Raw genomic sequence first — 12,706 nt, 5'->3', positions numbered from 1 at the left:
CTATCCCTCTTTCTATTCTTTTACTGCACCGGCCATCATACCGCCGATAAAGTGTTTTTGAAGCAATGGATATATAATTAAAATTGGCACTGTCGTGATGACGATCGTAGCCAACTGAACCCCACGGGTCGTTGCTTGGACGATAAAGTCGGTACTACCGCTTTCAGTCATCGTACTCAAGTTGGATTGGACGATGATTTCATAAATCTTCATTTGCAGCGGATAGAGATACTCTTTTGTGATATACAGTTTTGTTGTCATAAAATCGTTCCATTGGCCAACCCCGTTGAACAAGATGATGGTTGCCAATGCCGGTTTCGTTAATGGTAAGAAGATTTTATAAAAGATTTGGAATTCACTTGCACCGTCGATCTTCGCCGATTCTTCGAGTGAAGGCGGAATCTCACGGAAAAAGTTCATTAAAATCACGACATCATAATAGCTGAACAAAGCTGGAATAATGTAGACCCAGAAAGAATCCAGTAATCCTAGCGAGCGAATCAGCAAGTACGTTGGAATCATCCCACCACTGAAGTACATGGTGATGACCCCCATCGTTGTATAAATGTTGCGGCCAACCAAGCGTGATTTACTCAATCCGTAAGCCACAATCGCACAAAACAAGGTATGGGTCGCAGCCCCAAGAACCGTTTTTAACACTGAGATCAAGAAGGCACGGGGGATACTTGCGTCGGAAAAAACTTTCCGATAGTTTTCCCAGGTAAAGCCTTTGGGCCATAACACGAGGCCGTTGCCCGCTAATCCAGAACTAGAAGACACGGAGGAAACCAAGATATTCCAAATCGGTACGATAATCATCAATGAGAATAAAATCAAGATCACGGTATTGAAGAAGTAAAACCACGTGTTTTCTTTTGCTTTTCTTTTGATCATGTTTTTTCCTCCTATAAGATAACTGAATTGCCGTTGTTCAACTTGCGGGTCACTCGATCCGTGATCACCAATAAGATGACGGAAATGACCGCGATCCCCAAGCCGACAGCAGTTGCATAAGAGAAATCACCTTGCGTCAACCCCATTTTATAAACGAAGGAGTTGATGACTTCTGAACGGTTTTGGTTCTGTGAATTCATTAAAACTAATGTTTGATCTAGGTTTGACCCTAAGATACCGCTCACATTCAGAATCAAGTTTAAGGAGATGATCGGTGTCAGTAATGGCAATGTGATCGAACGAATCTGTCTTAGCTTGCTGGCACCATCGATTCGTGCGGCTTCATAAAACGTTGGATCGATCCGCGACATACCTGCCAAGTAAAGAATCGTTCCCCAGCCGACTTCTTTCCATAGATCAGAAAGGACCGCGATCCACCAATATTTGCTTGGATCCAATAGATGATTGACCCCTTTGTCCATCAATCCTACGGACATCAACACTTGGTTGATAAAGCCGTTCGTTGACAGCCAAGAGATCATCATCCCACCTAGCACGATCCATGAAAAAAAATGGGGAATGTATGAAACCGTTTGAATAAATTTCTTCAAGCGGCCATCTTGCATTTCAAAAATCATAATGGCTAACACAATCGGGATCGCAAAACCTAATCCTAATTTCAATAAGCTGATGGCTAACGTATTTCTAACTGCTTCCCAGAAAAAACTGTCATTCATAATGATACGGAAATTCTCTAACCCAACCCATGGTGCTGATGAAATCGTGTCAATCACCGTATAGTTTTTGAAAGCGATTATAATTCCGTAGATCGGAATATAATTAAATACGATCATAAATGCCACGCCGGGAAAAACCATCCAGTGAAGCTGCCGTTGACTATAAAACTTTTGCAGTTTACTCATACACAAAATCTCCTTCTTTCTATCCTCGCAACACTACGTATATCTCCACATTTTGGTGAAACGTTTCTACAAAAAGATTATATCCGCTGCCATTCGAAAATGCAAGCCTTTCCAATTATTTTTTTCAGGTTTTCTTTTTTCACAAATTTCGTTGAGTTCCTCACAAACACAAAAGCTATTATATCAACATTTTCATAAGAAATCATTTTTCCAAACACTTCCGTTTAATCAAATTTCACAAATAATGTATTTTTTCAACATCTATTGATTCTCAGAAATTATTAAAAAATAAAAAGAAACGTTTCACCAAAAGCACAAAAAAGCAGCAATCATCGTTGATTGCTGCTTCGTTCTATTCACTTCTTTGGGGATAGCCAAAATGGTCATACGCTAACGGTGTTGCGATCCGCCCACGCGAGGTGCGTTTCAAAAATCCTTTTTGGATCAAAAACGGTTCGTACATATCTTCCACTGTTTCGGTTTCTTCCCCGATATTGACAGCGATCGTACTTAATCCCACCGGGCCGCCTTGATACAATTCGATCATCGTGCGGATCAATTTCTGATCGATATAATCCAAGCCGGCATGATCGACTGCCAAAAGCGCCAATGCCTGGTCAGCAACGGTGCGATCGATCAATCCATCTGCTTGCACTTGCGCATAATCGCGAACTCGTTTAAGCAAACGGTTGGCGATCCGTGGAGTGCCTCGAGATCGGCGGGCGATTTCGATCGCCCCTTCTTCCACGATATCCGTTTCAAAAATCGACGCAGTCCGCTGCACGATCTCTTTTAAATCATGGTCTTCATAATATTGCATATGAGAAATGATTCCGAAGCGATCCCGTAGTGGCGCCGAGAGCATCCCCGCCCGCGTCGTTGCGCCGACTAAGGTAAATGGCGGAAGCGGAAAATGAACCGGGTGAGCCGTTGTTCCTTGCCCCACCATGATATCCACATAAAAATCTTCCATTGCCGAATAAAGCATTTCTTCGGCGACACGAGGCAAGCGATGGATCTCATCGATAAACAGAACATCCCCCGGCTGCAGCTCATTCAAGATTGCAATCAAGTCCCCCGGTTTTTCGACCGCAGGACCGCTGGTCGTCTTGATTTGCACCTGCATCTCGTTGGCGATCACCATTGCCATCGTCGTTTTCCCTAAGCCTGGCGGACCATATAAGAGGACATGATCCAACGCTTCTTCTCGATTTTTCGCCGCTTGGATATAAATCGAAAGCTCCTGCTTGACTTTGTCTTGTCCGATATATTGGGCAAGGGTTTGCGGACGCAAGGATTTTTCGATGATCTCTTCTTGTTCAGTACTTTCTGGCGAAACAATTCGTTCATCCATCGTCTACTTGCTCCTTACTTTTTCATCATCAATCGGAGAGCTTCCCGCAAGTACTCATCCGTCGATTTTGTCGTATTCGCCGCTAATTGTTTTTCGGCTTTCTTGACTTCTTTTTCGCTATAACCCAATGCTTTCAAGGCTTCCATCGCTTCATCTAAAGCAGTCGTTGCCACGCTTAGAGGAACGATCGCTTCTTCTCCAACCAGTTCAGCCACTTTGCCTTTCAAGTCTAGGATCATTTGCTGCGCCGTCTTTTTACCGACACCTGGGAACTTAGTCAAATAGTTGACGTCCCCATTTTCGACTGCTGTGATCAACCCTGTATGGTCTTCATTGGCCATAATTGCTAACGCACTCTTGGGTCCAATGCCTGAGACACTGATCAATTTTAAAAACAACTGCTTGCCTTCGATCGTGGCAAAGCCGTAGAGACTATGGGCATCTTCACGAATCACTTGGTGCAGATAGATTTTTACTTCTTGGTTTAACTTGCCGCTAAATGAATACGGATTGCCAAAAGCGATCTGATAGCCGATGCCATGGGTCTCAACGACGATATACGCCGGAAAGATATCCGTTACTTTCCCTATGATATATTCGTACATGTGCTTTCCTTTCTGTACATATGTTCCCTTTATTGTAGCACAGACGAGAGGGCAAAAAAAGGACTGTGAACGAAGGAAAAGGCTTAGCAGGAAACAAACGGAGGAAAAACCGTTGTTTCAGTCGCATTTTTTCAAACGAGACATGCTGCTGCATCTTTTTTTTCGCACACAGTTCCTAATACTTACTCAACGAGTGATTTGAATTCGCCATAGCCTTTTTCATCCATTTCTGCTAAAGGGATGAACTTCAATGCTGCCGAGTTGATACAATAGCGCAAACCGCCTTTGTCTTGAGGACCGTCTGAAAAAACATGTCCTAAATGAGAGTCAGCTTCTTTGCTGCGGACTTCTACCCGATGCATACCGTGAGAAAAATCGGCTTTTTCTTGAATATCTTGGCGACTGATCGGCTTCGAAAAGGAAGGCCAGCCACAACCGGCGTCATATTTATCAGTAGAAGCAAACAATGGTTCTCCGTTGACGATATCAACATAGATCCCTTTTTCATAAAAATCATCATACTCGCCAGTAAAGGGGCGTTCAGTTGCATTTTCTTGGGTCACCGCATATTCGATCGGTGACAATTTTTCTTTTAATTCTTTTTTATCTGTCATTTTTTCACCTGCTTTCCCTCTAGACTCATCCTGTATGCTCTATCATGCCTTTTTTCTTAGCGAATGTAAAATGACTTGCTCAAATTATTTAAGGGTTTTGCAGCTTTTCCCAACGAGTCGTTGGTTCCGCAAAATGGTAAAACTGCGGTTGGTCTTTTGTATAGATTTCTTCGGTTAAGACAGCTTCTGGCAAGTTGCCAAATAACCCGGCCGCAAAAAAATAGGTGTGTGCTTCTTTGAGGTAAAAGAACAGACTCGAGCCGCATTGACTGCAAAATCCTCGCTGTGCCCACTTAGAAGAATCATAACGTCGCAGCCACTTCGCTCCTTGAAGAGCCATCTGGTTCTCAGAACATGGCGCAAGAGCAAACATCGGTCCGCCGTGAAATTTCTGGCAGAGACTACAATGACAAACCGTGATTTCTTTCGAAACTCCAGTCAAGTCAATCGTGACTTTGCCGCAAAGACAACTACCAGAAACATCCATCCTTATTCCTCCTCCATAAACTCTTGCAACAACTGATAGACCGTAGTGACAGGAAACCCCACAATTGTATAAAAATCGCCGTTTATCGATGAGACAAATACTTTGGCCGCCCCTTGGATCCCATAGGCGCCCGCTTTGTCTTGGTACTCATCTAAGACAAGATATTGGTCGATCTCTTGATCCGTCAAAGGACGAAACACAACTTCCGCCGAAACCACTGCTTGGCGCTGTTGTTTGCCTTTTTGTAAAACGACGGCGGTATGCACCCAATGGGTCCGTCCGTTCATTTTTCGTAACATCGACCGAGCATCTTCACGGTCGGCTGGCTTTCCTAAGATTTCTTCATCCACCACGACCGTGGTATCGCTCGCGATCACCAGATCTTCAGGATATGCTTGCGTAATAGCCGCCGCTTTTTCTGCTGCCATCCGTTGGACATAAGGGATCGCCGCTTCGTTTGGTCGGACCGACTCGTCGATATCCGCTGGTATGACCGCAAATTCCGGGACTAACTCCGCTAATAATTCTTTGCGTCGCGGCGACTGTGAAGCCAAAATAATCATTCCATGCCACTCCTTGCTCGATGAGGATCTTGAATCCGTTTGAACATCCGCTCCATGTCGCTGTTGGTGAAATGGATCAGCACCGGGCGACCATGGGGACAGTTGAAGGGATTCTCGCATTTCGCTAAATCTTGCAACAAGATCCGGGCTTGTGCTTCATTCAAATAATGATTGGCTTTGATGGATCGTTTGCAGCTCATCATGATCGCGGTTGCTTCACGAAACTTTTTGACACTGACACTTCCTGTGGTCAATAACATATCGATCATTTCGCGGATGATGGCTTCTTCTTCACCGCTAGGATACCACGTCGGGTGCGCCCGGACGATGAAACTATTGGTCCCAAAAGATTCCAGATGGATCCCGACTTCTGCCAGCTTGTCGCTTTGTTCTTGTAATTGCAGTGCATCGCTGTTGGGATAATCCAAAACGATCGGCACTAACAACTCTTGCAGGTCATTGGTCACTTCGCCGATTTTTTCGCGGTAATACTCATATTTGATTCGTTCCTGTGCCGCATGCTGGTCGACGATATAGAGCCCCGCCTCGCTTTGGGCAAACAAATAGGTCCCCTGCATCTGCCCAAAATAATCCAGTTGGGGAAAACGCTCCTTCGCTGGTTCTTCTTCCAGCAACCGTTCGACCGTTTTCAGGTAGTTGCGGTCATCCCCATGCATTTCAGGGTGCAGAGTCGCTTGACTTTGCAGATCTTGCGCCGTAAGCTCTGGTGTCTCATCTGGGAGAAAGGCTGGCGCTTCTGGCAGCGGCGCTTTTGTTTCCGTCTGGTCTTCCACAAATGGTTTTCGGACAGGCTTATTTGGCAGCGTCTCTTCCAAACTGCGAAAGGTTTCCTCGGTTTCTTCCAACAGGTTTTCGCTAGATTCCTGTGGCATTTCTGGAAGTTTTCCACCTTCCTCCACAGGTTTTTCCACAGAGTTATCCACAGTCTGTTGATAAGTACTGCCCTGAACCTCAAATTTCCCGGTTTCGCGATTATAAGACAACCCAGAAGTCGAATTTCCTGCTGACTCCAGTTCCAAGCCAAGCTGCTGGGCTTTTGGCTGATCGGCAACTTTTTTCTTAAACCGCAGATTGTCAGCCGCGTTAGGAATCAAATTGATTTCCCGCAGCGCCTCATTGATGGCTTTACTGATTAGTTTCGTTAGCTCTTCTTCTTTTGACAAACGAACTTCTTGCTTAGTCGGATGGACATTGACATCGACTAATAAGGGGTCCATTTTGACTTCAAGGACAGCTAATGGAAAACGACCGACCATCAATTTTGACCCGTAACCGGCTACGATCGCTTTATTCAAAGCAAAGTTGCGAATATAACGACCATTGATGATCGTGGATAAATAGTTGCGGCTGGCTCGGGTGACTTCTGGCAGTGACACAAAGCCAGTGACTTTAAAGTCGAGGTCCTCAGTATCGATCGCAATCATTTTTTTGGCCGTTTCCACTCCGTAGATCCCGGCGATGGTTTGTTTTAACTGCCCACTTCCAGTGGTGCTCAACATCTTATTGCCTTCATGAACGAGGCGAAAAGCCACTTCTGGATGGCTCAGGGCGATCCGATTGACGATATCGCCGATGTTCGCAAGTTCCGTTTGCAGCGTCTTGACATATTTCAAACGTGCCGGTGTATTGTAAAAGAGGTTTTCGACAGTGATCTTGGTTCCTTGTCGCAAGTTGGCAGGCAGATGCTCCTCAACAGCGCCGCCTTTTAAGCGCACAAAGGAGCCTTGTTGGGCGCCTTTGACTGCCGTTTCAATCGAGAGGATCGAAACCGAAGCGATACTAGGCAAAGCTTCCCCGCGAAACCCGAGGGTACGTATTCGAAACAAGTCATCTCGATTGTGGATTTTACTGGTGGCGTGGCGTTTAAAGGCAGTCAAGACATCCTCTTCTGCAATTCCTTCGCCATTATCGATGACTTGGATTTTACGCAAGCCTGCTTCTTCAATAAAAATATCGATTTGGGTACTGCCGGCATCCACGGCATTTTCAACTAATTCTTTGACGACAGAAGCCGGTCGCTCAACAACTTCTCCTGCCGCGATTTGGTTCGCCAGACGTTCGGATAGCTCTTGGATCTTTCCCATCTGCTGACCTTCTTTCTAAATTCGTTTTTGCAGCTCGTACAATGTATTCAGAGCATCCATCGGGGTCATTTCCAACAGATTCAATTTCTTCAATTGATCGATGACGCCGATTTCTTCCGTAGATACTTCACTAAACAACGACAACTGCTGACTTTCTTCGACGACGGGTTTTGGTTGTACCGTCGGTTCATGTTCTTCCAGCGCTTTTAAGATCGTGGCTGCGCGCTGTAAGAGTGCACTTGGCAGTCCAGCGATTTTGGCTACATGGATCCCATAGCTTTTATCTGCGGGCCCTTCCATCATCTTATGCAAGAAGACGACTTCGCCTTCTTTTTCAACGGCACCGACATGGACATTGCGCAATTGCGCCAATTCCTCATCTAAAACCGTCAGCTCATGATAATGGGTGGAGAAAAGTGTTTTGGCATGAACTTCTTTGTGGATATATTCAATGATGGCTTGTGCCAATGCCATCCCATCATAGGTCGCAGTCCCACGCCCTAACTCATCAAACAAAATCAAGCTGTTAGGCGTTGCATGACGCAGCGCTTGGTTGGCTTCCATCATCTCCACCATAAACGTGCTTTGACCGGCGATCAGGTCATCGCTGGCACCGATACGAGTAAAGATCCGATCAAAAATCGGCATCTCTGCAGATTGTGCGGGTACGAAACAGCCGATCTGCGCCATAATGACTAGCAAGGCAAACTGCCGCATGTACGTACTTTTCCCAGACATATTTGGTCCTGTGATCAACAGGATCTCTGTTTCTTCATCCATCACGATACTATTTGGAATGTACTCTTGGTGACCAAGGACTTTTTCCACTACAGGATGACGGCCATCGATGATCGATACTGCTCGTTTTTTCGCTACTGTCGGCCGCACGTATTGGTAGCGTTCCGAAACCGTGGCGAAACTTTGTAAGACATCGACCGCACTGACGGCTTTGGCTAACTTTTGTAGACGTGTGATACTCTTTTTCACTTCTTCACGAACGTCAAGAAAGAGGCGATATTCCAAATCCACCGATTTTTCTTCGGCTTCTAAAATCAAAGTCTCCAGTTTTTTCAACTCGGGTGAAATAAAGCGTTCCGCATTGGCTAAGGTTTGCTTGCGCTCGTAGCGAGAGGTATCTAAATTCACTAGATTGGCTTTCGTGATCTCAATGTAATAGCCAAAGACGCGGTTGAACCCAACTTTCAGGTTTTTGACCCCCGTCGCTTGACGTTCGTTGGCTTCTAATTCCGCCAACCATTGCTTGCCGTTACGCATCGCCGTACGGTATTCATCTAATTGTTGATGGAACCCGTCTTTGATGATGTTGCCTTCTGTGATCTGCAACGGGGCATCTTCATCGATCGCCGCTTCGATCAGTGCAACCAAATCATCTAAAGGCGTTAATTCCAGCAGCAAGTCATTCCACTCGCCACGGTTGATCCCCTGCAGCAATTGCGCGATCAAAGGCACTTGCTCCAAAGAAGATTTCAACTGCAGCAAATCGCGGCCATTGACATTTCCGAAGGCGACCCGTCCGACTAGGCGTTCCATGTCATAGACTTTCGTCAACGCTTCTTGCAGATCCGCTCGCTCAAAGAAACTGTCCAGTAACGATTGGACCATTTCTTGGCGGGCAGTGATTTTCTTTGGCTGGATCAAGGGACGATCCAACCATTGCTTTAACAAACGTCCCCCCATTGCGGTTTTTGTCTCGTCCAACAACCACAAAAGAGTCCCTTGTTTTTTGCCAGTTCGAATCGACTGCGTCAATTCTAAGTTGAATTTGGAATAATGATCCATTTTCAAGGCATGATCGGGCTGATATTCCACGGCTTGTTGAATATGCGCTAAACTGCGTTTTTGGGTGATCGCCAAATAACTTAGCAATTTCCCTGTGACTACTTTTTCTAACCCTTGGGAGAGAGGTTCCGTTAAAAATTGAAATTCGGCATTTTCTTCCAACGTTTCTTGCTTAGAAAACACGACATTCAAGCGATTGGTCAGTGTTGTTTGCAATGACTCAGGGATCTCGCTGCACAAAACGACTTCTTTCGTTTGCAGAGCGGCGGCCTCATTGACGACGGCTTCTTCATCTTCCAATTGCGCTGCTTTTAATTCACCGGTACTTAGATCGACATAGGCAAAGCCAAAACGCTCCCCTTGCTGCAAAACAGCTGTTAAAAAGTTGTTTTCTTTGGCGGATAGGCCTTTACTGTCCATCACCGTTCCCGGCGTGATCAGTTGAACGACTTCGCGTTTGACCATTCCTTTGGTGGTTTTTGGGTCTTCCACTTGCTCACAAATCGCTACTTTGTAGCCTTGCTCGATCAAGGTGTCGATGTAATTGCTGGCGGCGTGGTAAGGCACCCCACACATAGGGATCGGTTCCTCCGCATTTTTGTTGCGGCTGGTTAACGTCAGTTCTAAAATTTGTGCTGCCTTGACAGCATCCTCATTAAATAATTCATAGAAATCTCCTAAACGATAGAATAAAAAAGCATCTTGGTACTGAGCCTTGATGCTTAAATACTGTTCCATCATCGGGGTATTTTTAGTTTTTTGAGGCATTGGTTTCATCCTCCTCGATGGCTTTATTCATTTTCTTTTGGATCTCCGTCGTGACATATTGCAGCAATTCATCTGCTTGCAGTAACGCTTGGCGATAAGCAACCACTAAGGGGTGCTGCTCGTATTCGTTTGTCAATGACGCATAACGCTGCTCCGCAGCTTTTTTTGCTTCGGGTTTCTCATAATGCTCAAATTGAACGATTTCTTTTTGCGCTTGCTTCAGCGCTTCTTCCAACTCCAGTAGCCCTTGGTTTTGCAAGGCTCGTACTTGAATTTCTTGAAATTCTTGAACGATCGGATGATTAGACAAAAGCTTTTGCAAAGCAGCCAACTCTTGGGCAACGTTTGATTCTTTGGTTAATTGCTCTTCCATGCTTCTCCTATTCTGTAAACGGGCGATCTTCACTGATTTGGATCGGACGGATCGATTTTGCTTTACCAGTGGCTTCATCAATCTCAAGCAAGCAAGCCGACAAAATACTGCGGCCTTTTTCAATCACTTCAAACCGTTGCGGCAACGCCGTCAAAAATTTTTCAATGACTGGTTCGCGTTTCATTCCCAAAATCCCATCATAAGGACCAGTCATGCCGACATCTGACAAATAAGCCGTTCCTTGGGGCAAAATCCGCGCATCGTTGGTCTGGACGTGGGTATGCGTGCCGACGACTGCCGAAACTCGGCCATCCAAATACCAGCCCATCGCTTGTTTTTCGCTAGTAGTCTCCCCATGAAAATCCACAAAGATAAACGGTGTACGTTTGCGGGCAATCGCAACCAATTCATCCATTTTGCGAAACGGATCATCAAGGTCTACCATGAACGAGCGAGCTTGCATGTTGATCACCGCCAACTCAATGGTGTTGACTTTCACAAACACCATGCCGACCCCCGGTGTTCCCTCTGGAAAATTGGCTGGACGAATCATTTTCTTCGCATCGCCAATAAATTCAAAAATGTCACGGTTGTCCCATGTATGATTGCCTAATGTCACGACATCGACACCATCTTGCAAAAATTTCTTATAAATTTTACCAGTGATCCCACGACCCGCCGCCGCATTCTCGCCGTTCGCGATCGTCACCTGTGGTCGATACGCCTTCTTTAATTTGGGAAGGTACTCCGTGATTGTTTCTCTTCCTAATGAACCAACTACATCTCCAATGAATAATACCCGCACACATTTTTCCTCTTCTCTTTTAGCTTCTTTTCTATTATAAGGGTTTTGGTCCAGAAAAAAAAGGTTCTTTCACTTGCTGTTCTTCCTTGCAGCAAAACAAAAAAACACGCTAGACTTTTTCGCTTTAGTCTAGCGTGTTGCCGCGTTCTCTAGGAAACGGTAGTGTCTTCTTTCCCGACATGTTCCACGATCGCCACGATCAAATCACGGGCTTTTTCCATCGCTTCCACGGTAATAAATTCATACTGGCCATGGAAGTTTTCACCGCCAACAAATAAGTTCGGTGTTGGAATGCCTTTATAGGTGATTTTCGAGCCATCGGTCCCGCCACGAAACGGCGCTTCGATCGGTGTCACACCAATCGCTTGCATCCCTGCTCGGGCAGCTTCGATACTGCGGGGATCTTTCTTGATCAAATCCCCCATATTGTAATATTGGTCATACAGCGTATAGGTGATGCGTTCTTGCCCATAGGCTGTGTTCAATTCGTCAATGATCCCCACGATGTTGGCTTTTCGCTGTTCAAAAAGCATATGATCGTGATCACGAATGATATAAGAAACTTCTGCTCGACCAATATGTCCCGTCAAATTGTGCAGTAGGTAAAAACCTTCATACCCGCGGGTGCGTTCAGGAACTTCCTCTGCTGGTAAGGCATCGTCGATTTGATGCGCGATTTTCAAGGCGTTGACCAAACGACCGTAAGCAGTTCCAGGATGCACACTCGTACCATCAATCGTTATATCAATACGAGCAGCATTAAAGGTTTCATATTCCATATGCCCCACACGACCACTGTCCATCGTGTAAGCAAATGCCACTGGAAAATCCGCCGCATCAAAGCGATCAGCGCCAGTCCCGATCTCTTCGTCAGGCCCAAAAGCGACCCAGACATCGCCACGTTTATGCGCATCCATCGTTTGTAAGATTCGCAGCGCGTCAATGATCTCTGCGATACCAGCTTTATCATCTGCACCCAGCAGGGTCGTTCCATCCGTTGTGATCAGCGTTTCGCCGACATAGTCTTTGAGATTAGGAAATTCAGCAGTTGTCATATAAATGGCTTTTTCTTTATTTAAACAAACATCCTTACCATCGTAATTTTCATGGATCTGCGGCTGAATATTTTCAGCTTCGAAATCTGCCGTGTCTACATGGGCAATAAAGCCAATCGCCGTTTTTTCAGGATTACCAGGTAGACGTCCGATCACAAAACTATTCTTTTCATAGTAAGCAACATCCGCTACCCCCATCTCGATCAACTGATCTTTCAATAAAAGAGCCAACTCAACTTGTCCCGGCGTCGTTGGGATGGTCTGACTCGTCGCATCTGAGCGAGTATTCATTTTTGCATAGGTCAAAAAATCCTTTAAGATTGCTTTCAATTCTGCACGTCCTTTTTCTTCAATTCTTCT

Annotated in this window: 12 protein-coding genes; all 12 read right to left on the bottom strand. The window is 45.5% G+C overall.

The window, feature by feature from the left end; translation table 11 throughout:
* Window positions 1-12: 12 nt before the first annotated feature.
* Window positions 13-894: a carbohydrate ABC transporter permease gene (locus tag IGJ74_RS01675; protein WP_005227173.1), complete on the bottom strand. Its 882-nt coding sequence runs from the start codon at window positions 892-894 to the stop codon at window positions 13-15.
* An 11-nt stretch (window positions 895-905) separates the two neighbouring features.
* Window positions 906-1,817: an ABC transporter permease gene (locus IGJ74_RS01670; RefSeq protein ID WP_005232388.1), complete on the bottom strand. Its 912-nt coding sequence runs from the start codon at window positions 1,815-1,817 to the stop codon at window positions 906-908.
* 352 nt (window positions 1,818-2,169) lie between these two features.
* Window positions 2,170-3,171 (bottom strand): Holliday junction branch migration DNA helicase RuvB, encoded by a 1,002-nt coding sequence (gene ruvB, locus IGJ74_RS01665; protein WP_005232402.1) that lies wholly within the window; start codon window positions 3,169-3,171, stop codon window positions 2,170-2,172.
* Window positions 3,172-3,185: 14 nt separating this feature from the next.
* On the bottom strand, window positions 3,186-3,776 hold the full coding sequence (gene ruvA / locus IGJ74_RS01660) for a Holliday junction branch migration protein RuvA (protein ID WP_005232405.1): 591 nt from the start codon (window positions 3,774-3,776) through the stop codon (window positions 3,186-3,188).
* 182 nt (window positions 3,777-3,958) lie between these two features.
* Entirely contained in the window at window positions 3,959-4,390 is a 432-nt protein-coding gene (gene msrB / locus IGJ74_RS01655; RefSeq protein WP_008376288.1) for a peptide-methionine (R)-S-oxide reductase MsrB, read from the bottom strand.
* Window positions 4,391-4,478: 88 nt separating this feature from the next.
* Window positions 4,479-4,877: a GFA family protein gene (locus IGJ74_RS01650; protein ID WP_008376290.1), complete on the bottom strand. Its 399-nt coding sequence runs from the start codon at window positions 4,875-4,877 to the stop codon at window positions 4,479-4,481.
* A 2-nt stretch (window positions 4,878-4,879) separates the two neighbouring features.
* Window positions 4,880-5,440 carry a Maf family protein gene (locus IGJ74_RS01645; protein ID WP_016619623.1) on the bottom strand — a complete coding sequence of 187 codons (561 nt, stop codon included), beginning with the start codon at window positions 5,438-5,440 and terminating at the stop codon, window positions 4,880-4,882.
* Window positions 5,437-7,545, bottom strand: a complete 2,109-nt coding sequence (gene mutL, locus IGJ74_RS01640; RefSeq protein ID WP_087664803.1) for a DNA mismatch repair endonuclease MutL — start codon at window positions 7,543-7,545, stop codon at window positions 5,437-5,439. Before mutL ends, IGJ74_RS01645 begins: the two co-directional genes overlap by 4 nt.
* A gap of 15 nt (window positions 7,546-7,560) precedes the next feature.
* Window positions 7,561-10,113, bottom strand: coding sequence for a DNA mismatch repair protein MutS (gene mutS, locus IGJ74_RS01635; protein ID WP_087664802.1), 2,553 nt, complete (start codon window positions 10,111-10,113; stop codon window positions 7,561-7,563).
* Complete coding sequence (locus IGJ74_RS01630; RefSeq protein WP_008376299.1) at window positions 10,097-10,486, bottom strand: YlbF family regulator; 390 nt, start codon at window positions 10,484-10,486, stop codon at window positions 10,097-10,099. The genes mutS and IGJ74_RS01630 overlap by 17 nt, the downstream gene beginning before the upstream one ends.
* A 7-nt stretch (window positions 10,487-10,493) precedes the next feature.
* On the bottom strand, window positions 10,494-11,291 hold the full coding sequence (locus IGJ74_RS01625; RefSeq protein ID WP_010748642.1) for a TIGR00282 family metallophosphoesterase: 798 nt from the start codon (window positions 11,289-11,291) through the stop codon (window positions 10,494-10,496).
* Between the two features lie 149 nt (window positions 11,292-11,440).
* The gene (gene pepT, locus IGJ74_RS01620; RefSeq protein ID WP_008376304.1) at window positions 11,441-12,676 is read right to left on the bottom strand and encodes a peptidase T; all 1,236 of its coding nucleotides are present in this window, start codon (window positions 12,674-12,676) and stop codon (window positions 11,441-11,443) included.
* Window positions 12,677-12,706 lie beyond the last annotated feature (30 nt).

The sequence above is a fragment of the Enterococcus sp. AZ009 genome (assembly GCF_050548785.1).
GTDB classification, from domain to species: domain Bacteria; phylum Bacillota; class Bacilli; order Lactobacillales; family Enterococcaceae; genus Enterococcus_D; species Enterococcus_D entomosocium.
This window is presented reverse-complemented; position numbering and strand designations above follow the sequence as displayed.

Bases quoted from the DNA above. Each gene is read 5' to 3' on its own strand.
- IGJ74_RS01675 (WP_005227173.1), bottom strand. From the start codon at position 894: ATGATCAAAAGAAAAGCAAAAGAAAACACGTGGTTTTACTTCTTCAAT.
- IGJ74_RS01670 (WP_005232388.1), bottom strand. From the start codon at position 1,817: ATGAGTAAACTGCAAAAGTTTTATAGTCAACGGCAGCTTCACTGGATG.
- ruvB (WP_005232402.1), bottom strand. From the start codon at position 3,171: ATGGATGAACGAATTGTTTCGCCAGAAAGTACTGAACAAGAAGAGATC.
- ruvA (WP_005232405.1), bottom strand. From the start codon at position 3,776: ATGTACGAATATATCATAGGGAAAGTAACGGATATCTTTCCGGCGTAT.
- msrB (WP_008376288.1), bottom strand. From the start codon at position 4,390: ATGACAGATAAAAAAGAATTAAAAGAAAAATTGTCACCGATCGAATAT.
- IGJ74_RS01650 (WP_008376290.1), bottom strand. From the start codon at position 4,877: ATGGATGTTTCTGGTAGTTGTCTTTGCGGCAAAGTCACGATTGACTTG.
- IGJ74_RS01645 (WP_016619623.1), bottom strand. From the start codon at position 5,440: ATGATTATTTTGGCTTCACAGTCGCCGCGACGCAAAGAATTATTAGCG.
- mutL (WP_087664803.1), bottom strand. From the start codon at position 7,545: ATGGGAAAGATCCAAGAGCTATCCGAACGTCTGGCGAACCAAATCGCG.
- mutS (WP_087664802.1), bottom strand. From the start codon at position 10,113: ATGCCTCAAAAAACTAAAAATACCCCGATGATGGAACAGTATTTAAGC.
- IGJ74_RS01630 (WP_008376299.1), bottom strand. From the start codon at position 10,486: ATGGAAGAGCAATTAACCAAAGAATCAAACGTTGCCCAAGAGTTGGCT.